The following is a 20,513-nucleotide window of genomic DNA, read 5'->3' on the forward strand; positions in this document are numbered from 1 at the left end:
TCGTCGGTCCGTCCACGCCCGCGCGGTGTGCGCCGCGCGGGCGTGAAGGATGGATCTGCGGTGACCGGGCGGGGCGCCCCGTCACCCTGGTGGCCGGTCTCCCGGGCCCTCCTGACCTGGGAAGGTCAGGCGCCCTGGGAGGCCTCGGCCGGCTGCTCGACCGGAGCGGCGGCCTCGGGGGCCTCCGCCTCGGCGGCGGCGTCCTGGGCCTCGGCAGGCTCGGTCAGCTCGGCGGGCTCGGCCGGTTCGGTCAGCTCGGCGGACTCGGCCAGCTCAGCGGCATCGTCTGCATCGTCGGCGAGGTCGGAGCCGGGGGTCCGGCCCTGGCGCTCGGCCTTGCGGGCGTCCGCGAGGGCGCGGGCCTCGGCCATCGCCTCGGTCTTCTTCTTGTGCGGGCCGAGAACCATGATCATGTTACGGCCGTCCTGCTTCGGCGAGGACTCGACGAAGCCCAGGTCCTGGACATCGTCGGCAAGCCGCTGGAGCAGACGGAAGCCCAGCTCGGGGCGGGACTGCTCACGACCGCGGAACATGATCGTGATCTTGACCTTGTCGCCCTGCTTGAGGAACCGGACGACGTGACCCTTCTTGGTGTCATAGTCGTGCGGGTCGATCTTCGGCCGGAGCTTCATCTCCTTGATGACCGTGTGCGCCTGGTTCTTGCGCGCCTCACGGGCCTTCATGGCCGACTCGTACTTGAACTTGCCGTAGTCCATGAGCTTGCACACCGGCGGCCGGGCGGTCGCCGCGACCTCGACCAGGTCGAGGTCGTACTCCTGCGCGAGCTCCAGCGCCTTGGCAAGCGGCACGATGCCGACCTGCTCGCCGCTGGGACCGACGAGTCGCACCTCGGGGACGCGAATCCGGTCGTTGATGCGGGGCTCGGTGCTGATGGGGCCTCCTCGGTTGCACCTTCTGCGATGCGGCCGTCGGACGGCGGTCGCACGTAGTGGACTCGACCACTGGGCGGGGCTTCATTCGTGCTGCGCTGTACCCGGCTCCGTTCGGCCGTTCACACCGCGACACGAAAAAAGCCCCGCTCGGTACAAGCGGGGCTCCACACAACCGGGGGCGGCACCCGGTGAGGGGCGCTGCGGCGACCGTCGGCGCTGGGCGCCCGTCGCGGACCGGACCCGTCGACCGTGAGGCCGATCGGGTGGGAGACTTTCGCGGTTGCCCTCTCGGGCCTCCTGGGTGGAGCCTCCACTTGCTGGCCGGACCTCCGTCAGGACGTCTGGCCGGTCAGTCTCGAAGCATACAGCGCCGAGGGGTCGAACGCCATTCCGCCCTCGCGAGCCCCGGCTTGTACGCTCCCTCTGTACGGACACCGGCACGACGGAACGAGCCCCCCTTGAGCAGCGAGCCCACCCAGAACCCCGCCGCGGACGACCAGGCGATCGGCTTCGACGACCTCACCCGGGACATCGCCGAGGTCCCGGCCGTCGAGGTGATCACCACCGTCGCGGTGCACCTGATGAGCGCCGCCGCCGTGAAGTGCGGCCTCGCCGAGGGCGGCGAGAAGGACAAGGACCTCGACGAGGCCCGCAAGCTCATCACCGCGCTCGCCGGACTGGTCACCGCGGGCGCCCCGGAGATCAGCAACTTCCACGCCGCGCCGCTGCGCGACGGCCTGCGCTCGCTGCAGCTGGCCTTCCGCGAGGCCTCGATCGTCCCGGACGCCCCGGGTGCCGGGCCGGGCGAGAAGTTCACCGGTCCGGTCTACTCCTGAGACCCTCGAACGGCGGCGGGGGACATGCTCACGTGAGCATGTCCCCCGCCGCCGTTCGCCGTCAGCGCCGTCAGCGCCGGTAGAGCGGCTCGCCGGGCAGCCGCGCACTCGCCGGGAGCACCGCCAGGTCGAGGCCGCGGTCCAGCCGCACCCGCAGCACCGGGTCGGCGACCACCGCCTGCCCGACCCGCTGCGCGGCCGCCTGCATCCCGGCCTGGTCCAGCGCCGGGTCGAGGATCACCGCGAGCACCCCGTCCGAGTCCTCGGCCGCCTCCAGCACCCCCGCGATCACCTGCGGCTCGGCCGCCAGCAGCGTCCGGACCGCCTCGCGCACCTCGGGGTCGGCCGCCGGCGGCAGATAGGGCCGGTTCTCCGCCAGCGCGCGCAACCGGGCCCCCGACAGCTGGAACGGCACCGGCCCGGCCGGGTCCACCAGCAGGGTGTCCGCCCGCTCGGAGAAGGCCACCATCGCGGCCTGCGGGGCCGCGGTCGGCGCCGGACGGGCGTCGGCGCGCCAGCGGGCCAGCGACTCCAGCGAGGTGAAGGCCGGCAGCGCGCGCCGGCCGTCGGCCGCCTCCAGCACCGGGACGGCCATGTCGCTGGTCTTCTCGTGCCGGTGCCCGTGCGCGTCCACCTCGACCTCGCCGAGGATCGCCACGATCGGCACCATCAGCCGGGTCGGCGTCAGCGCCGCGAGCACCTCCGGCTCGGCCGCGCGGTCCTGCGCCCAGCGGGCGAGCGCGGCGGTCAGCGCCGGGTCGGCGGCGCCGTCGTCGCCGGAGAAGCCCGGGTCGGGGATGTTCTTGCCGACGAACGCCGGGTTGGAGAAGTCTTTGCGGTCCACCCGGCCGACCCTATGCCACCGGCCCCCTGCTCCCCCACGGACCGAAGGTCCCCCGTCCGCCCCCTACCCGCGGGTAGACCCGCTGTGGCAGTCTGCGCGCATGGCCACGCTCCGAGCCGCCGCCACCGGCGCCGCCCGCCCCGTCACCGCCCCCTCGCCGGCCGCCGACCGCGCCCGCTACGACCGGGCCACCGCCCACCTGGACGGCCCGGTGGCCGTCGTCGACCTGGCCGCCTTCGACGCCAACGCCGCGGACCTGGTGCGCCGGGCCGCCGGCAAGCCGATCCGGGTGGCCAGCAAGTCGGTGCGCTGCCGCGCCCTGCTGGAGCGGGCGCTGGCGGTGGAGGGCTTCGCCGGGGTGATGAGCTACACCCTGGCCGAGTCGCTCTGGCTGGCCCGCGCCGGGCTGGACGACATCCTGCTCGCCTACCCCTCCAGCGACCGGGCCGGCTTCGCCGAGCTGACCGCCGACCCCGGGCTCGCCGCCGCCGTCACCGTGGTGCTGGACGACCCCGCCCAGCTGGACCTGGTCGACGCCGTCCGGGCCGGCACCGCCGAGGTGCGGGTCTGCCTGGAGCTGGACACCACGCTGCAGCTGCTCGGCGGGCGGGTGCGGGTCGGCGCCCGCCGCTCCCCGCTGCGCACCCCCGAGGACGTCGCCGCCTTCGCCGAGCTGGTGCAGCGCCGCCGGGGCTTGCGGGTGGTCGGGCTGATGGCCTACGAGGGGCACGTCGCCGGGGTGGGCGACGCGGTGCCCGGGCGGCCGGTGCGCTCCGCACTGGTGCGGATGATGCAGGCCCGGGCGCGGACCGAGCTGGCCGAGCGCCGGGCGGCCACCGTGCGGATGCTGCGCCGGGTGGCCGAACTGGAGTTCGTCAACGGCGGCGGCACCGGCAGCGTCGAGTCGACGGTGGCCGAGCGCGCGGTGACCGAGGTGGCGGCCGGGTCCGGGCTCTACCAGCCGCAGCTGTTCGACCACTACCGGGCCTTCCGCGGCCGCCCGGCCGCGCTGTTCGGCCAGCCCGTCGTGCGCCGCCCCGGGGTGGGCGTGGTGACCGTGCTCGGCGGCGGCTACCCGGCGTCCGGCGCGGCCGGCCCGGACCGCTCCCCCGTGCCCTACCTTCCGGCGGGGCTGCGCTACGACCCGATGGAGGGGGCCGGCGAGGTGCAGACCCCGCTGCTCGGCGCGGCGGCGGACGACCTGCTGATCGGCGACCGGGTCTGGTTCCGGCACGCCAAGGCGGGGGAACTCTGCGAGCGGTTCGCCGAGTTGCACCTCGTGGAGGGGGACGCGGTGGTGCGCACGGTGCCGACCTACCGGGGCGAGGGGCACACCTTCCTCTGATCCGCGCGCCCGCGCCCGGTGGCCGTTCCACTACCGTGGGAGCGCAATCCGGAACGGTGAGAGGGGGAGGCCGTGGAGGCCGAGATCGCGCAGCTGGTGACCACGGGTGCCACGACGGTGGTCGGACTGATGGCCACCGAGGCCTGGACGCAGCTGCGTTCACGGCTCGCGGGCCTGCTGGGGCGCGGCCGGGACGCCGAGGAGGTGTCCGCCGAGCTGGAGGAGATCCGGGTCGAGCTGGTCCGGGCGAACGGCGACACCGAGCTGGTCGACGACCAGACCGCGGAGGTGCGCAACCGGATCCGCCGGGCGCTGCGCGAGGACCCGCAGGCGGCGATGGAATTCCGCTCCCTCCTGGTGGAGTTCACCAAGGGGACGACCAACATCACGGTGTACAACAACACGATCACCGGCGGGACGCACCACGGCAACGTGTTCCAGGTGGGTCGACTCGGCCGGAACTACCAGGCCCCGCCGCCCGGATCCGACACGAACTGACCGGATCGGCCGCCCGGAGCGCCGGGGAACCTTGGCCGGACCTTAAGAGGGCCCGATGGGATGCCTAACCCAGGCACCCCATCGGGCCTTTGCGCTGTTCACGGGCCTACATTCCGTCAAAAAGTGGCCCACAACGCGCTATTGCCAGCTGGTCTAGTCCAATCATACGCTCAGCGCAGGGGCCGCACGCCGGGTCGGCCGGTCCCTCGGGCAGACGTGCCCGGCAATCCCCCCACACAGCCTCGACCCGGTTCACGGTCAAGGAGTCCCCACCCCATGTCCATCAAGCGAACCGCCATGTCCGTCGGCGTCATCGGCGCCGCGTTCCTCTCCGTCTCGGCGGCCGGCATCGGCACCGCCGGCGCGCACGGTACCGTCACCAACCCGGTCAGCCGCGTCGCGGCCTGCTACGCGGAGGGTCCGGAGACCCCCAAGTCGCAGATCTGCAAGGACGTCGTCGCGCTGGGCGGCACCCAGCCGCTGTACGACTGGAACGAGGTCAACCTCCCCAGCGTCGCCGGCAACCACCAGGCGCAGATCCCGGACGGCAAGCTCTGCTCCGCCGGCCGTGACAAGTACAAGGCGCTGGACCTGCCGCGCGCCGACTGGCCGGCCAGCCCGGTCACCGCCGGCAAGGTCGACTTCAAGTTCCGCGTCACCGCCCCGCACCAGGGCAACCAGACCATCTACATCACCAAGCAGAGCTGGGACCCGACCCAGCCGCTGAAGTGGTCCGACCTCGACGCGGTCCCGGTCGCGCAGGTGCCCACCTCCCGCACCTCCGACAACGGCTACTACAACTACAGCGGCACCCTGCCGCAGCGCACCGGCCGCCAGCTGCTCTACATGGTGTGGCAGCGCACCGACAGCCCGGAGGCCTTCTACAGCTGCTCCGACCTCGACTTCGGCAAGGGCGCCACCACCGCCGGCGCGGTGTCGGCGCTCGCCGCCCAGGCCCCGGCCGCGCCCAGCGAGGCGCAGATCGCCGCCGACCAGTCCAAGTCCACCGTCGCCCACCACGGGCACGGCGGCAACGCCGAGGAGCCCGCCGGCCGGGTCGTCGCGGCCGACAGCGCGGCGGTGGGTGGCGGTTCCGCCACCGGTCCGCTGCTGCTCGCCGGTGCCGCCGCGATCGGCGTCGGCTGGGCCGGCATGGTGCTCCGGCGCCGTCGGGTCGAGGCTGTGCGACACGACGGCTGACCGCCGGAAGCCGGGGCCGGGCCGCTCCATCCCCCGTTCGGCCCCGCCCCGGCCGATCCACCCCCTGTGAAAGACGGCGGCCGGCCCGGCAGGTGTTCCGGGCGGGCCGCCGCCGTGCGTGAGCCGAACCGTGGCGCGTCAGGTGTTCGAGGTACCGCTGCCGCCGCCGTCCGGGCCGCCGGGCAAGCCCGGGATCGCCGGCACCTTGCCGCTGTAGTCGTTGATGCCCTTGACGATGGTGTCCATCACCGCGACGTCCGGCGCCTTGGCCGCGATGTCGAAGCCCAGGTGCACCGAGACCAGGGACTTGCCGTCGGCGGACGGGAAGACCACGGTCTGCACGTAGCCGTCGTTGCCCTTGACGGCGTCCACCTTCCAGCGGACCAGGTAGCCGTCCCGGCCGTCCACCTTGACCGCCTCGGACTTGAGCTCCTCGTGCGAGGCGATCTCGTTGTAGGAGTCCTTGGCCGCCTTCTCGATGTCGGCCTTGGCCGCCGCCTGCGCGTCGGTGCCGCCGCCGTCGATCCGGCCGGTGTTGGCGCCGCCCAGCGAGCAGGTGCCGCCGCCCTCGCAGTCGTAGGAGCCGATGCTGAGCGCGGCGTAGCCGTCGCGGGTGGTGCCGCCCTCCCAGCCGGCGGGGACGGGCAGGACGAGCCGGTTGACCACGTCGACGGCCTGGTCGCTGCCGGTGCCGCGGCCGTTCCCGCCGTTGCCGTTCCCCTTGCCCTGGCCGCCGTTGCCGTTGCCGTTGCCTCCGGGGCCGTTGCCGTTGCCTCCGGGGCCGTTGCCGTTGCCTCCGGGGCCGTTGCCGTTGCCGTTGTCGCCCGGGCCGCCGAAGCCCGGCAGCCCGCGCCAACTGCCGTCGCCGTCCGGCCCGGCCGCGTCGGAGGAACGCGCGGCGCGGTGCCGGTCGCCGTGGTCGTCCGTCGCCAGGTAGGTGACGCCCGAGCCGACGCCGAGGCCGAGCACGGCCGCCACCGCCGCCGCGATCACCACCTTGGACGGCTTGCGCCGCTGCTTCGGCGCGGGCGGCACCGGCGAACCGTAGGCGGTGCCGAAGGGGGGCGGCTCCGGGTAGCGGACCGACGGCCCGCTCTCCAGCACCTCCCCCTCCAGCACCTGGGGTCCGGCGGCCTCCTCCGGCCCCGGAGCGCCGGCCGCCGGGGCCTGCGGCGGCGGTGCGTCCGAGGGTGCGGGCCGGGTACTGACCGTCCACCCCTTGCCGTCCCACCAGCGCTGCGGTCTCGGGTCGCTGGTGATGTCCTTCGGGTCCGGGTACCACCCGGCGGGGATCTGCTCACTCACACCAGAGAATCTAGGCGCAGCCGGATAAGCGCGAAATCAGCTGGACCCCGGATTCCCGGCCTTTTCGATGAGATTACGGTGAGAAGGTGAGCGCCCCGGCCGGGCGGCACCGCCGGGCGGCACGGGAGCCCGCGCCGCTCGGCGGGTACCGGCTCAGGCGCCCGGCGCCTCGGGGTTGAAGGTGAACTGCTGGTTGTAATAGCTGCCGCCCGCCCCCCAGAGGATCACGGGAGCACCGTCGTCCGTGCTCACACCGGCGACGTCGAACACGAGTTTCAGCGCGGACGAGCTGCCGATGGCGAGGGACTGCAGCTCAGAGATCCGGTTGAACCCCTCCCACTTCTGGTTGGCGCCGCCGTGGCAGGTCCACTGGCCCACCTGAACCCCGGGCTGGAAGTTCCAGCCCGGGACCTCCAGGCACCTGCCGCTGTGCACGTTGACGATGGTGCCGTCGCCGTTGAAGCGCCACTTCTGGTTGTCGCCGCCGGTGCAGTTCCACTGGCGGAGCGGCGCGCCGTCGTCGGTCCGCCAGTCGGCGATCTCCAGGCACTTGCCGCTGTGCACCGCCCGGACCTCCACGTCGTACCCGATGTCGATGATCGGGTGCGCCGACGCGGGTGCGGCGGAGACGAGCGCGGCACCGGCGGCGAGCGTGACGGCGGCGGCGGTGCCGGAGAGCCGGCGCACGATGGACGAGTGGGTCATCCTGTTCCCCCCTGGAACGTTGACCGGCGCGGGTGGATCCCGCGGCCTTCGCATGACAAGACCCGCGCCACCCCAGGAGGGTTGTACTCGAACTTCGGAGAAGTTTCGCAGTCGGACCACCGGGGCCCGCCAAGGGCTACAGCGGTGTCACGTAGGCGCCGGCGATGCCCCCGTCGACCAGGAACTCGCTCGCCGTGATGAACGAGGAGTCGTCGCTGGCGAGGAAGGCCACCGCGGCGGCGATCTCCTCCGGGCGGGCGAACCGGCCCAGCGGGATGTGCACCAGCCGGCGGGCCGCGCGCTCCGGGTCCTTGGCGAACAGCTCGCGCAGCAGCGGGGTGTCCACCGGCCCCGGGGACAGGGCGTTGACCCGGATCCCCTCCCGCGCGAACTGGACGCCCAACTCGCGGGACATCGCCAGCACTCCGCCCTTGGAGGCGGTGTAGGAGATCTGCGAGGTCGCGGCGCCCATCCGGGCCACGAAGCTCGCGGTGTTGATGATCGACCCGCGCCCGTGCCGGCGCATGTACGGCAGCGCCGCCTTGCAGCAGAGGTAGACCGAGGTCAGGTTGACCTCCTGGACCCGGCGCCAGGCGTCCAGTTCGGTGGTGAGGATGGAGTCGTCCTCCGGCGGCGAGATGCCGGCGTTGTTGAAGGCGACGTCCACGCCGCCGAAGGTCTCGTAGGCCTCGTCGAAGAGCGCCTCGACCATCGCCGGGTCGGTGACGTCGGTGTGCACGAAGAGGCCGCCGACCTCCTCGGCCGCCGCCTTGCCGGTGGTCTCGTCGATGTCGGCGCAGACCACCTTCGCGCCCTCGGCGGCGAGCCGGCGGGCCGAGGCCAGGCCGATCCCGCTGCCCGCGCCGGTGATCACGGCCGTCCGGCCGACCAGCCGGCGGCAGACCGGCGCGGCGGGCTGGGCCGCCTTCTCCGACCTCTCGGACGCGCGGGGGTGGTGGGACTGGTGGGTCACCGGGTGCTCCTACTCCTCGGTCCGGATGAAGACGTTCTTGGTCTCGGTGAAGTGCGCCAGCGCCTCCGGCCCCAGCTCGCGGCCGACCCCGGACTCCCCGAAGCCGCCGAACGGCGTCCAGTACCGCACCGAGGCGTGCGAGTTGACCGACAGGTTGCCCGCCGCGACGCCCCGGGCCATCCGCAGCGCCCGGCCGAGGTCGCGGGTCCAGATCGAGCCGGACAGGCCGTACCGGGTGGCGTTGGCGAGCCGCAGGGCGTCCGCCTCGTCGGTGAACGGCAGGACGACCGCGACCGGGCCGAAGATCTCCTCGGTGACCGCCGGGACGTCCTCCCGGGTGGGCGCCAGCACCGTCGGCGGGTACCAGGAGCCGGGCCCGTCCGGCACCGTGCCGCGGGCCAGCACCGGCAGTTCGGGCGTCACGTAGGACGCCACCCGGCGGACCTGCTCGGCCGAGATCAGCGGGCCGAGCGCGGTGCGCGGGTCGGCCGGGTCGCCGGTGCGGATCCGCTCGACCGCGGGCAGCAGCAGCGCCAGGAAGTCGTCGTAGGCCTCGCGTTGGACCAGGATCCGGCTGCGGGCGCAGCAGTCCTGGCCGCTGTTGTCGAGGAAGGACATCGGGTCGGCGGCGCCTTCGAGGTCGGCGTCGGCGAAGACGATGCTGGGGCTCTTGCCGCCGAGTTCGAGGGTGACCCGCTTGGCCCGGGCCGCGCAGCGGGCGGCGACCTCCTTGCCGACCTCGGTCGAGCCGGTGAAGACGATCTTGCGCACCGCGGGGTGATCGACCAGGGCCCGGCCGGTCACCGGCCCGGCGCCCGGCACCACCTGGAACAGGCCCTCCGGCAGCCCTGCGGCGAGGGCGAGTTCGGCCAGCCGCAGCGCGGTGAGCGGGGTCGCCTCGGCGGGCTTGAGGAGGACGGCGTTCCCGGCGGCCAGCGCGGGGGCGAAGCCCCAGGCGGCGACCGGCATCGGGAAGTTCCACGGGGCGATCACCCCGACCACCCCGACCGGCTCGTGGAAGGTGACGTCCAGCCCGCCGGCCACCGGGATCTGCCGCCCGGTCAGCCGCTCCACTCCCCCGGCCGCGTACTCCAGCAGGTCGCGGACGTTGCCCGCCTCCCAGGTGGCGTTGCCGATGGTGTGGCCGGCCTCGGTGACCTCCAGCCCGGCCAGTTCGGGGACGTGCACCTCCACCTGGTCGGCGAACCGGCGCAGCAGCCGGGCCCGTTCGCCGGGGGCGAGGGCGGCCCAGCCGCGCTGTGCCTCGACGGCGCGCCGCACCGCGGCGTCCAGCTGCCCGGGGGTGGTGTCGGGGACGCTGCCGAGGACCTCGCCGGTGGCGGGGTTGCGGACGGCGCGGGCACCGGTCCCGGCCCCGTCCTCGGCCTCGTCCGCGGTGAAGGTGACGGTGTCGATGGTGCTCACATCCGCTCGAAGGATCGGTAGCGCTCCCAGTCGGTGATCGCGCTGTCGTAGGCGGCCTGCTCGACCCTGGCCATGTGCAGGTAGTGCTCGACCACGTCGTCCCCGAAGGCGGCGCGGGCGAGTTCGCTGGTGCCCCACAGGTCGGCCGCCTCGCGCAGCGAGCCGGGCACCCGGACGTAGTCCTCGACGGCGTAGGCGTTGCCGAGGCAGGGGGCGGGCAGCTCCAGCTTCCGCTGGATCCCGTGCAGTCCGGCGGCGATCATGCCGGCCACCGCCAGGTACGGGTTGACGTCCCCGCCGGGCACCCGGTTCTCCATCCGCAGCCAGGCGCCGTGCCCCACCACCCGCAGGGCGCAGGTCCGGTTGTCCCGGCCCCAGGCGACGGCGGTCGGGGCGAACGAGCCCGGGCGGTAGCGCTTGTAGGAGTTGATGTTCGGCGCGTACAGCAGGGTGAACTCGCGCAGCGCGGCCAGCTGTCCGGCCAGGAAGTGCCGCATGGTGTCGGTCATCCGGCCGTCCGCGCCCGCGAACGCCGGGGCGCCGACGGCGTCGCGCAGCGACAGGTGGATGTGGCAGCTGTTGCCCTCGCGCTGGTCGTACTTGGCCATGAAGGTGAGCGCGCAGCCGAGTTGGGCGGCGATCTCCTTGGCCCCGGTCTTGTAGACGCTGTGCTGGTCGCAGGTGGTCAGCGCGTCGGCGTAGCGGAAGGCGATCTCGTGCTGGCCGAGGTTGCACTCGCCCTTGGCGGACTCCACCACCAGGCCGGCGCCGGCCATCTCGGTGCGGATCCGGGACAGCAGCGGTTCGACCCGGGCGGTGCCGAGCAGCGAGTAGTCGGCGTTGTAGAGGTTGGTCGGGGTCAGTCCGCGGTAGCCGCCCTGCCAGGCCTGCTCGTAGGTGTCGCGGAAGACCAGGAACTCCAGCTCGGTGCCGATGTCGGCGGCCAGGCCGTGCTCCGCCAGCCGGGCGATCTGGCGCTGCAGCAGTTGGCGGGGCGCGGCGGCCACCGGGTGGCCGCCGCGGCCGGCCAGGTCGGCGGTGACCTGGGCGGTGCCCGGCTGCCAGGGGGTCAGCCGCAGGGTGGACAGGTCGGGGCGCATGGCGAAGTCGCCGTAGCCGGTCTCCCAGGAGGAGAGCGCGTAGCCGTCCACGGTGTTGAGCTCGACGTCGACGGCGAGCAGGTACTCGCAGGCGTCGGCGCCGTGCTCGGCGACCTCGTCCAGGAAGAAGCGGGCGGCGAAGCGCTTGCCCTGGAGGCGGCCCTGCATGTCGGTGAAGCCGAGGGCGACGGTGTGGACCTCGCCGGCGTCGACCAGGGCGCGCAGCTCGTTCAGGGTCAGCGGGGCGCGGCGCGGCAGGGTGCCGGGGGCGGTACCGGGCTCGGGCCCGGCGCCGCCGGGCGCGGTGGTGCGGTCGGGCATGGCGGACACCCTCCTCCTCGATCACGCAGCGAGATCAAGCGGTCACAGCGAACCGTACGGCCTGCCGCGGAGAGCATGGAAGAGGGCGGGCGGGTGTGGCGCGCCGACAGGCGAGGTTGACGGGGGATCAGGCGGTGCGGGAGGAGAATGCGCGCCATGGAACGCAGGCCTTTTGTCGGCGTCAGCACCTATCTGGTGGACGCGAGTTGGAGCGACTGGCGGGACCGCCGGGTGGCCCTGGTGCCCCAGCGGTACACCGCCTACGTGCAGGACTCGGGCGGGGTCGCGGTGCTGCTGCCGCCGGACGCCCCCGAGCGCGCGCCGGAGGTCCTCGCGCGGCTGGACGCCCTGGTCATCGCGGGCGGGCCGGACATCGACCCCGCCTACTACGGGCAGCCGCCGCACCCGCTGAGCGACATCGACGCGGTGGAGCGGGACGTCTGGGAGAGCGCGCTGCTGCGCGCGGCGCTGGCGGCCGGGATGCCGCTGCTGGGGATCTGCCGGGGCATGCAGGTGCTCAACGTGGTGTGCGGGGGCACGCTGATCCAGCACCTGCCGGACGTCGTCGAGGTGGACGTGCACGCCGGCTCGCCCGGCCGGTACGGGACGCACCTGGTGCGGCCGGTGCCGGGGACGCTGCTGGGCGGGCTGCTGCAGGAGCCGGAGCTGAGCGTGCCGACCTTCCACCACCAGGCGGTGGACCGGCTGGGCACGGGGCTGCGGGTGAGCGCGCACGCGCCGGACGGGACGGTGGAGGCGGTGGAGGGGCCGGGGTTCACGCTCGGGGTGCAGTGGCATCCGGAGCAGGGCGAGGACCTGCGGGTGATGCAGGCGCTGGTGCGGGCGGCGACGGCGGCGCGGTCGGTGCAGCTGGAGCCGGTGGAGGTGGGGTAGCCCCGCCCCGGGGACCCGCTCAGGGCAGGGGACCCGCTCAGGGCAGGGGCAGTCCGGCCGCCGTGGCGATCACCCCGGCCACGCCGGCGGCCAGCAGGGCGAGCACCACCCCTCGCCGGGCGGCCACCAGCCAGAGCAGCGCGAAGGCCAGCACGACCCCCTGCCAGCCGGTGCCGAGCGCGGCGGCGAGCGGCAGGGCCGAGCCGGCGATGGCGCCGATCACCGCCGGGCCGGCGCCGGTGAGGAAGTCCTGCACCCGCCGGTCGGCCCGCAGCCGGTCGAAGTGCCGGCCGCCGAGGATCACGAAGAGGAAGGACGGCGCGAAGGCGACCGCCGCGGCGAGCAGCCCGCCGGCGATCCCGGCGGCCGCGTAACCGACCACGGCGACGGTCTGCACCACCGGCCCGGGGGTGACCTGGCCGAGGGCGACGGCGTTGAGGAACTGTCCGTCGGTCATCCAGTGGTACCGGTCGACGGCGTCGTCGTGCATCAGCGGGATGATCACGAACCCTCCTCCGTAGGAGAGCGCGCCCACCTTGAACGCCACCCAGGCCACCGCGCCGAGCCCGCCGAGCGCGGGGAGCCCGGCGGCGAGCGGCAGCAGGCCGGCCCGTGGACGGCGGGGGCGTTCGCGGCCCGGTCCGCCGCTCTCCCCCGGCCCCCTCCCGCGCGCCCGGACCGCGATCTCGGCCAGGCCGGAGGCGATCAGCACCAGGACCAGCCAGGGCCCGGTCAGCACGGCCGCCAGCGCCCCGGCGAGCGCGTACCCGCCCCAGCGGGCGCGGGCGGCGCGGCCCCGGCCGGCCCGGGTGAAGCTCGCGGGGAGCAGTGAGGTGGCGGCCTGCACGGCGACCGCCGGGACGGCCGCACCCGCGCCGGCGGCCGCGCCGAGCACCCATCGCGGCGGGTCGCCGGCCAGGAACAGCACCGCGAGGGCGAGGATCAGCGCCAGCCCGGGCGCGATGAAGCAGGCCCCGCCGACCAGCGCGCCCGGGACGCCGCGCAGCCGCCAGGCGGTGAGGATCGCGAGCTGGGTGGAGGCCGGTCCGGGCAGCAGGTTGGTCGCCGCGACGCCGTCCTCGAACTCCTCCGGGGAGAGCCACTTGCGCCGCTCCACGCAGAGCCGGCGCAGCAGCAGGATGTGCGCGGGCGGTCCGCCGAAGCCGGTGATGCCGATCCGGCCCCATGCGCGGGCGATCGTGCCCAGGCTCACCCGTCCGGTCGTCTCCATGTGCGTCTCCCCTGTTCAGCGGCGGCGCGACGATACCGGACGGGGGTTACCGCGCGGCAATGACAACGGTCTCCAGTGCAGCCTTTGGATCTTCGTCGGATCTGCGGTTCACTTCGAATGCGGGGCGGTCGCCCGCCCCGCCCCTTACCCGTGCGTTCATGTGTTCCAGGAGAGGACTTCGATGGTCGGCCACGAGCACTCCCACCATGATCATGAGCATGACCAGAAGCAGGCTCACGGCGGCCACGGTGGTCACGGCGGCCACGGCGGTCACTCGCACGGTGTCTCCGCCGACGCCGACCGCCGCTGGCTGGTGAGCGCGCTCGCGCTGATCGTGGTGTTCATGGCCGGCGAGGTGGTGGTCGGCTTCGCCGCCCAGTCGCTGGCGCTGATCTCGGACGCCGCGCACATGCTCACCGACGCCGCCTCGATCGTCCTCGCGCTGGTCGCCATGCGGCTGGCCGCCCGCCCGGCGCGCGGCGGCTACACCTACGGTCTCAAGCGCGCCGAGATCCTCTCCGCGCAGGCCAACGGCGTGACCCTGCTGGTGCTGTCCGCCTGGCTCGGCTACGAGGCGATCAGCCGGCTGTTCGAACCGCCGGAGGTGACCGGTTCGCTGGTCCTGGTCACCGCGCTGATCGGGATCGTGGTGAACCTGGCCGCCACCTGGTGCATGTCCAAGGCCAACCGCAGCTCGCTGAACGTCGAGGGCGCCTTCCAGCACGTCCTGACCGACCTGTACGCGTTCATCGCCACCGCCGTGGCCGGTGTGGTCATGGTGACCACCGGCTTCGCCCGGGCCGACTCGATCGCCTCCCTCATCGTGGTCGCGCTGATGCTGAAGGCGGGCGTCGGCCTGGTCCGCGACTCCGGGCGGATCTTCCTGGAGGCCGCGCCCGCCGGCGTCGACCCGGACGCGGTCGCCGACCGGATGGTCGCCCAGCCGCTGGTCGAGGAGATCCACGACCTGCACATCTGGGAGATCACCTCCGGGCAGCCCGCGCTCTCCGCGCACATCCTGGTCACCCCGGGCGGCGACTGCCACGCGGTGCGGCGCGGACTCCAGCGCCGGCTCGCCGACGAGTACGGCATCACCCACAGCACCCTCCAGGTCGACCACGTCGGCGAGGACGAGGCCGGCGCGCTGCTGCAGATCACCACGCCCGGCGACCTCACCCCCGAGCACTGCGCCGACGCCCACGGCCCCGTCCACCGCGCCGGGCCGCACGAGCACTAGGAGGCCCTCCGTGTCCGCCCGGTACGGCATGATCGGAGGCGTGACCGCACCCCGCCTGATGCTGCTCGACTCCGCCAGCCTCTACTTCCGGGCCTACTTCGGCGTACCGGACACCCTGCGCTCGCCGCAGGGTGAGCCGGTCAACGCCGTCCGGGGCCTGCTGGACTTCATCGCCCGGCTGGTCCACGACCACCGGCCCGACCAGCTGGTCGCCTGCATGGACGCCGCCTGGCGCCCCCAGTGGCGGGTGGACCTCATCCCCTCCTACAAGACCCACCGGGTCGCCGAGGCCGCGACGGACGGCGAGGAGGAGGTGCCGGACACCCTCGCCCCGCAGGTCCCGGTGATCGAGCAGGTGCTGGACGCGCTCGGCATCGCCCGGATCGGTTCCCCCGGCTACGAGGCGGACGACGTGATCGGCACGCTCACCGCGCAGGCCAGCGGGCCGGTACAGATCGTCACCGGCGACCGCGACCTGTTCCAACTGGTCGACGACGCCCGCGAGATCACCGTGCTCTACCCGGTCAAGGGCATGGGCAACCTCCAGGTCACCGACGACGCGCTGCTGCTGGAGAAGTACGGCGTGCGCGGCGCCCAGTACGCCGACCTGGCCGCCCTGCGCGGCGACCCGAGCGACGGCCTGCCCGGTGTGAAGGGCATCGGCGAGAAGACGGCGGCCCAGCTGATCCACGAGTACGGCGACCTGTCCACGATCCGCGCCGCCGCCCAGGACATCGGCTCCAAGCTGACCCCGGCCCGGCGCCGCAACCTCCTGGAGGCCTCGGCCTACCTGGACGTCGCCCCCACCGTGGTCCGGGTCGCCACCGACGCCCCGCTCCCCGACTTCGACCCCGCCGTGCCGAACGAACCGCTCGACCCGATGACCCTGGAGTCCCTCTCCGCCCGCTGGAACCTCGGCACCTCCCTGGACCGCGTCCTGGAGACCCTCACCGCCCGCTGACGCGACACCCCCGCGCGGCGGCCCCGTCCGCTCGCCCCTGCTCCGCCCGGCGCCGCGCATCAGCCGCCGTGCCGACCGGCACCACCGGGAGTGGGAAGTCGGCCCCGTCGACTTCCCACTCCGCCCCGGGCTTGGTCAGTGCTGCAAAGGGACATCGGCCCGATCCTCAGCGGATCAACAGCCGGATGACGATGTTCCGGCGGTCCCCTCGCCAGGCGCAAGGGGACCGCCAGGGGTAGGGCGCGTCAACCCCGAACGGCTGCACGGTGCCTGACGAGCTGGGCAGGCCGGGGCCTCGGGAGTGGAAAGTCGGGCAGGCCGACTTCCTGCTCCGCACGTCCCGATCCACGTTGCAGTCGGTGGCACTCGCTCGGTCCGAGCGAGTGCCACCGAGGTTTGGCCTTCGGCGACCCCTTGCGTGGAGCGCAGGGCCGCCGCATCGACTGTCTGGTGCCGTCGCGCCGTCTCAGGTGGGGCCGAGGAGTGGGAAGTCGGCCTCGTCGACTTTCCACTCCGCCCGCCCTTGCCCCGAGGGAGGAGGACCGGCATTGGTGGCTGCCCCTCGCTCGAACCGAGCGAGGGGCAGCGGCCGAGGTCAGGTGGGGTGGTCACGGTGGAGAGCTGCGGAGTGGGAAGTCGGAACGGCCGACTTCCCACTCCGCATCGGGCGCTCCGAAGAGGCCAACCCGGCCGCCTCACCCACCGCGGCCCAGCCGGCAACAGAAAGGGCGGCAAGGCGCAGCCGAAACCGCACGGGCGAAGCCCCCGGCCAGCGGCAAGGCACAGCCGAAGCCGCACGGGGCGGCCGTGCGGTGCCCGGGCTTCGAGAGGCTCGAAGCCCGGGCGCCGGCGGGGTCAGCTGACGGAGGAGTAGGCGATGATGCCGCGGCGGAGGCCGTCGATGGCCTTGCGGGCGGTCTTGCGGAGGTCGGCGTCCTCCCCCGCGGCGTCCTGGATCTGGCCGAGGACGTCGATCAGCTGCTTCGTCCAGCGGACGAAGTCGCCGGCCGGCATGTCGGCGTCGCGCAGGACGGAGTCCAGGGAGTGGCCGAGCGCCCAGCGGTAGGCGGCCCAGGCGAAGCCGAGGTCGGGTTCGCGCTGGCCGACGCCCTCCGCGGTGTTGATGCGGTGCTGCTCCTCCAGGGCGTCGAGGTGGCCCCAGATGCGGACCATCTGGCCGAGGGCGGTCTTCGCCGCGCCCTCGGGGACCCGGGGGGCGGTGGCGTCGTCGGACTGGCGGGCCTCGTAGACCAGCGCGGAGGCGCAGGCGGCGAGTTCGGCGGCGGCGAGGCCGCTCCAGACGCCCTCGCGGATGCACTCGGAGGCGAGCAGGTCGAGTTCGCCGTAGAGCCGGCCGAGCCGCCTGCCGTCGTCGGTGACGGCGTCGCCGCTGAGGTAGCCGAGGTCGGCGAGCAGCCCGCAGACCCGGTCGAAGGTGCGGGCGATGGTGTGCGTGCGGGAGCGCATCCTGCGTTCCAGCAGCTCGGTGTCGCGGTGCAGCCGGTGGTAGCGCTCGGACCAGCGGGCGTGGTCCTCGCGCTGGTCGCAGCCGTGGCACGGGTGCTGGCGCAGGACGGTGCGCAGCCGGCCGATCTCGGGGTCGTCGGCGGCGGCCGCGCGGCCGCGCCGGAACCGCTCGGGCTCCACGTGGCCGGCCTTGGTGCGCAGCGCGGAGGCGAGGTCGCGGCGGGACTGCGGGCTGCGCGGGTTGAAGGACTTGGGGATGCGCAGCCGATCGATCGCGGCGACGGGGTGCGGGAAGTCGATCATCGCGAGCCGCTTGACCTGCCGCTCGGCGGTGAGCACCACGGGGCGCGGCCCGTCCTGGTAGTCGGGGTGGCGCGGGCCGCCGCGCGGCGAGCGGCTGACGGGCGGCAGGCCGGGGTCGAGGACGAGCGCGAGGCCGGCGAACTTGCCCGTCGGCACGTGGATGACGTCGCCGGGCTTGAGCTGCTCGATGGACTCGATCGCGGCGGAGCGGCGCTGGCTGCTGCCCTCGCGGGCGAGTTCGTTCTCCCGGTCCTTGAGCTGCCGCCGCAGCGACATGTACTCCTCGAAGTCGCCGAGGTGGCAGGTCATGGACTCGCGGTAGCCCTCCAGCCCCTCCTCGTTGCGCTGGACCTGGCGGGCGATGCCGACCACCGAGCGGTCGGCCTGGAACTGCGCGAAGGAGGTCTCCAGCAGTTCGCGCGAGCGGTGCCGGCCGAACTGGGAGACCAGGTTGACGGCCATGTTGTAGGACGGCCGGAACGAGGACTTCAGCGGGTAGGTGCGGGTGCCGGCGAGGCCGGCCAGCGCCTCCGGGTCGAGGCCGCGCTGCCAGAGCACCACGGCGTGGCCCTCGACGTCGATGCCGCGCCGCCCGGCCCGGCCGGTGAGCTGGGTGTACTCGCCGGGGGTGATGTCGGCGTGGGTCTCGCCGTTCCACTTGACGAGCTTCTCCATGACGACGGAGCGCGCGGGCATGTTGATGCCCAGCGCCAGGGTCTCGGTCGCGAAGACGGCCTTGACCAGGCCCTTCACGAACAGCTCCTCGACGACCTCCTTGAACCGCGGCAGCATGCCGGCGTGGTGGGCGGCGATGCCGCGCTCCAGGCCGTCCAGCCACTCGAAGTAGCCGAGGACGTGCAGGTCCTCGTCGGGGATGTCGGCGCAGCGCTCCTCGACGAGGGCGCGGACCCGGGCGCGGTCGCCCTCCTTGTTGAGGCGCAGGCCGGAGGAGAGGCACTGCTGGACGGCGGCCTCGCAGCCGGCCCGGCTGAAGATGAAGGTGATGGCGGGCAGCAGGCCCTCGGCGTCGAGCCGGTCGATGACGTCGACGCGGCCCGGGGTCCAGACCCGGCCGGGGCGGCCATTCGGCATCGAGCGGCCGCGGCCGCGGGCGAACTTGTCACGCGGGTTGCGGTCGAGTTCGCTGCGGGCGAGGCGGACGAGTTCGGGGTTGACGGCCTTGCCGGGGTTGCGCTGGTTGCCCTTGGGGCGGCCGTCGCGGTCGGGGGCGGCGAACAGGTCGTACATCCGGTTGCCGGCCATCACGTGCTGCCAGAGCGGGACGGGCCGGTGCTCGGAGACGATGACCCGGGTGCCGCCGCGGACGGTGTCCAGCCAGTCGCCGAACTCCTCGGCGTTGGAGACGGTCGCGGAGAGCGAGACCAGGGTGACGGACTCGGGGAGGTGGATGATGACCTCCTCCCAGACGGCGCCGCGGAGGCGGTCGGCGAGGTAGTGGACCTCGTCCATGACCACGTAGCCGAGGCCGTCGAGGGTGCTGGAGCCCGCGTAGAGCATGTTGCGGAGCACCTCGGTGGTCATCACCACGACCGGGGCGTCGCCGTTGACGGTGTTGTCGCCGGTGAGCAGGCCGACCTTGGCGGCGCCGTAGCGCCGGACGAGGTCCCCGTACTTCTGGTTCGACAGCGCCTTGATCGGCGTGGTGTAGAAGCACTTGCGCCCGCCCTGGAGGGCGAGGTGGACGGCGAACTCGCCGACGATGGTCTTGCCGGAGCCGGTGGGCGCGGCGACCAGGACGCCCTCGCCGGCCTCCAGGGCGCGGCAGGCCTCCAGCTGGAAGTCGTCCAGCGGGAAGTCGTAGAGCTCCTGGAAGCCGTACAGGGCGGTGGCCTGCTCCTTGGCCCGGCGGCGGGAGGCGGCGAAGGCCTCGGCGGGGCTGAGCTCCCGCTCGTCGGAAAGCTCCGGGCCGTCGGAGGGCTCGCGCTCAGGGGTGTTCATCGCCGTCCGGGGGTCGCGGGGGTCGGTGGTGTGATCTCGCATCTCAGCGAGAGGTTACCCGGCGGGGCTGACATCGATAGCACCGTTTTTCCCGGGCAAGGGATCGCTTCTCTCTCACATCCATAGTTGCAAATGTCTTCAATCGGTCATCGGGTGACCGACTTCGGACGACTCCGGTCATCCGCGGTGACACGCCGTGCGGTCTGCCTACATTCGGTGCCACATCCCGGTGATACCCACCGGGCCCGCGGGAGGAGCGCACGATGGCGAACCTGGAGACCTCGCTCAAGGAGGCCATGGCGATCGAGGGCGCGATCGGCGTCGCCCTGGTCGACTACGGCAGCGGCATGGCACTCGGCACCCTCGGTGACGGCGGCGAGCTGGACCTCAATGTCGCCGCCGCCGGGAACACCGACGTGGTGCGGGCCAAGATGCGGGCGATGGAGCACCTCAACCTGCTCGACAACGAGATCGAGGACATCCTGGTCAGCCTGACCAGCCAGTACCACCTGCTGCGGCCGCTGACCACGCAGGGCGGCCGGGGGCTGTTCCTCTTCCTCGCCCTCAACCGCGGGCGCGCCAACCTCGCGATGGCCCGCCACCAGCTGAAGCGGATCGAGACGGCGCTGGAGATCTGACGGCCGGGAACGCACCGGGCAGGCCAAACAGGGAGGGAACGCCGTGGCGATCGCGCTGTACCAGGCCAAGGCCGAGTTCTTCCGGATGCTCGGCCATCCCGTCCGGATCCGGGTCCTGGAGCTGCTGCAGGCCGGACCGACGCCCGTGCGCGAGCTGCTGGCGGAGCTGCGGATCGAACCCTCCAGCCTCTCCCAGCAGCTCGCGGTGCTGCGCAGATCCGGGATCGTCACCGCCACCCGTGAGGGCAGCACGGTGGTGTACGCGCTGGCCGGCGGGGACGTCACCGAGCTGCTGCGGGCGGCGCGGCGGATCCTCACCGGGCTCATCGCGGACCAGCACGTGCTGCTCGCCGAGCTGCGCGCCGCCGCGGACTGAGC

General features: G+C 73.5%; 18 protein-coding genes. 9 read left to right on the plus strand and 9 right to left on the minus strand.

Features of this window, described 5'->3' with window-relative positions:
- Window positions 1-125: 125 nt before the first annotated feature.
- Window positions 126-893 (minus strand): translation initiation factor IF-3, encoded by a 768-nt coding sequence (gene infC / locus ACFCLZ_RS08860; protein WP_380286116.1) that lies wholly within the window; start codon window positions 891-893, stop codon window positions 126-128.
- Between the two features lie 458 nt (window positions 894-1,351).
- Here infC and ACFCLZ_RS08865 point away from each other — a divergent pair, with 458 nt between their 5' ends.
- Window positions 1,352-1,729: a DUF1844 domain-containing protein gene (locus tag ACFCLZ_RS08865; protein WP_380284249.1), complete on the plus strand. Its 378-nt coding sequence runs from the start codon at window positions 1,352-1,354 to the stop codon at window positions 1,727-1,729.
- A gap of 70 nt (window positions 1,730-1,799) precedes the next feature.
- Here ACFCLZ_RS08865 and ACFCLZ_RS08870 read toward each other — a convergent pair whose 3' ends face one another.
- On the minus strand, window positions 1,800-2,573 hold the full coding sequence (locus ACFCLZ_RS08870; protein WP_380284251.1) for an SseB family protein: 774 nt from the start codon (window positions 2,571-2,573) through the stop codon (window positions 1,800-1,802).
- Between the two features lie 100 nt (window positions 2,574-2,673).
- On the opposite strand from ACFCLZ_RS08870, the gene ACFCLZ_RS08875 reads away from it, so the two are divergent.
- From ACFCLZ_RS08875 to ACFCLZ_RS08885, 3 genes are all read left to right on the plus strand, one after another.
- Window positions 2,674-3,918, plus strand: a complete 1,245-nt coding sequence (locus tag ACFCLZ_RS08875) for an amino acid deaminase/aldolase (RefSeq protein ID WP_380284252.1) — start codon at window positions 2,674-2,676, stop codon at window positions 3,916-3,918.
- A gap of 72 nt (window positions 3,919-3,990) precedes the next feature.
- Window positions 3,991-4,416 (plus strand): hypothetical protein, encoded by a 426-nt coding sequence (locus ACFCLZ_RS08880; protein WP_380284253.1) that lies wholly within the window; start codon window positions 3,991-3,993, stop codon window positions 4,414-4,416.
- A 276-nt stretch (window positions 4,417-4,692) separates the two neighbouring features.
- Window positions 4,693-5,616, plus strand: a complete 924-nt coding sequence (locus ACFCLZ_RS08885) for a lytic polysaccharide monooxygenase (RefSeq protein ID WP_380284254.1) — start codon at window positions 4,693-4,695, stop codon at window positions 5,614-5,616.
- A 138-nt stretch (window positions 5,617-5,754) separates the two neighbouring features.
- Here ACFCLZ_RS08885 and ACFCLZ_RS08890 read toward each other — a convergent pair whose 3' ends face one another.
- The 5 genes from ACFCLZ_RS08890 to ACFCLZ_RS08910 form a co-directional block, all read right to left on the minus strand.
- Entirely contained in the window at window positions 5,755-6,921 is a 1,167-nt protein-coding gene (locus tag ACFCLZ_RS08890) for a DUF2510 domain-containing protein (protein WP_380284255.1), read from the minus strand.
- Window positions 6,922-7,074: 153 nt separating this feature from the next.
- The gene (locus ACFCLZ_RS08895; protein ID WP_380284256.1) at window positions 7,075-7,626 is read right to left on the minus strand and encodes an RICIN domain-containing protein; all 552 of its coding nucleotides are present in this window, start codon (window positions 7,624-7,626) and stop codon (window positions 7,075-7,077) included.
- A gap of 136 nt (window positions 7,627-7,762) precedes the next feature.
- Complete coding sequence (locus ACFCLZ_RS08900; protein ID WP_380286117.1) at window positions 7,763-8,518, minus strand: 3-oxoacyl-ACP reductase; 756 nt, start codon at window positions 8,516-8,518, stop codon at window positions 7,763-7,765.
- Between the two features lie 90 nt (window positions 8,519-8,608).
- A complete protein-coding gene (locus tag ACFCLZ_RS08905) occupies window positions 8,609-10,015 on the minus strand; it encodes an aldehyde dehydrogenase family protein (RefSeq protein WP_380286118.1) in 1,407 nt (468 codons plus the stop codon).
- 5 nt (window positions 10,016-10,020) lie between these two features.
- The gene (locus ACFCLZ_RS08910) at window positions 10,021-11,445 is read right to left on the minus strand and encodes a glutamine synthetase family protein (protein ID WP_380284257.1); all 1,425 of its coding nucleotides are present in this window, start codon (window positions 11,443-11,445) and stop codon (window positions 10,021-10,023) included.
- Window positions 11,446-11,601: 156 nt separating this feature from the next.
- Here ACFCLZ_RS08910 and ACFCLZ_RS08915 point away from each other — a divergent pair, with 156 nt between their 5' ends.
- Entirely contained in the window at window positions 11,602-12,339 is a 738-nt protein-coding gene (locus ACFCLZ_RS08915) for a gamma-glutamyl-gamma-aminobutyrate hydrolase family protein (protein WP_380284259.1), read from the plus strand.
- A 37-nt stretch (window positions 12,340-12,376) separates the two neighbouring features.
- On the opposite strand, the gene chrA is transcribed toward ACFCLZ_RS08915, so the two are convergent.
- Window positions 12,377-13,570 (minus strand): chromate efflux transporter, encoded by a 1,194-nt coding sequence (chrA, locus tag ACFCLZ_RS08920; protein WP_380284260.1) that lies wholly within the window; start codon window positions 13,568-13,570, stop codon window positions 12,377-12,379.
- 181 nt (window positions 13,571-13,751) lie between these two features.
- Here chrA and ACFCLZ_RS08925 point away from each other — a divergent pair, with 181 nt between their 5' ends.
- Window positions 13,752-14,807 (plus strand): cation diffusion facilitator family transporter, encoded by a 1,056-nt coding sequence (locus ACFCLZ_RS08925; RefSeq protein ID WP_380284261.1) that lies wholly within the window; start codon window positions 13,752-13,754, stop codon window positions 14,805-14,807.
- 58 nt (window positions 14,808-14,865) lie between these two features.
- Window positions 14,866-15,768 (plus strand): 5'-3' exonuclease H3TH domain-containing protein, encoded by a 903-nt coding sequence (locus tag ACFCLZ_RS08930; protein WP_380286119.1) that lies wholly within the window; start codon window positions 14,866-14,868, stop codon window positions 15,766-15,768.
- A gap of 855 nt (window positions 15,769-16,623) precedes the next feature.
- Here the strand turns inward: ACFCLZ_RS08930 and ACFCLZ_RS08935 are convergent.
- Window positions 16,624-19,497: a DEAD/DEAH box helicase gene (locus tag ACFCLZ_RS08935; RefSeq protein ID WP_380286120.1), complete on the minus strand. Its 2,874-nt coding sequence runs from the start codon at window positions 19,495-19,497 to the stop codon at window positions 16,624-16,626.
- A gap of 263 nt (window positions 19,498-19,760) precedes the next feature.
- Here ACFCLZ_RS08935 and ACFCLZ_RS08940 point away from each other — a divergent pair, with 263 nt between their 5' ends.
- Both ACFCLZ_RS08940 and ACFCLZ_RS08945 read left to right on the plus strand, forming a co-directional pair.
- Window positions 19,761-20,135, plus strand: a complete 375-nt coding sequence (locus tag ACFCLZ_RS08940) for a hypothetical protein (protein WP_344322143.1) — start codon at window positions 19,761-19,763, stop codon at window positions 20,133-20,135.
- Window positions 20,136-20,178: 43 nt separating this feature from the next.
- Window positions 20,179-20,511 carry an ArsR/SmtB family transcription factor gene (locus ACFCLZ_RS08945; protein ID WP_380284263.1) on the plus strand — a complete coding sequence of 111 codons (333 nt, stop codon included), beginning with the start codon at window positions 20,179-20,181 and terminating at the stop codon, window positions 20,509-20,511.
- The last annotated feature ends 2 nt before the right edge of the window (window positions 20,512-20,513 follow it).

Source organism: Kitasatospora purpeofusca (genome assembly GCF_042691725.1).
Taxonomy (GTDB): domain Bacteria; phylum Actinomycetota; class Actinomycetes; order Streptomycetales; family Streptomycetaceae; genus Kitasatospora; species Kitasatospora purpeofusca_B.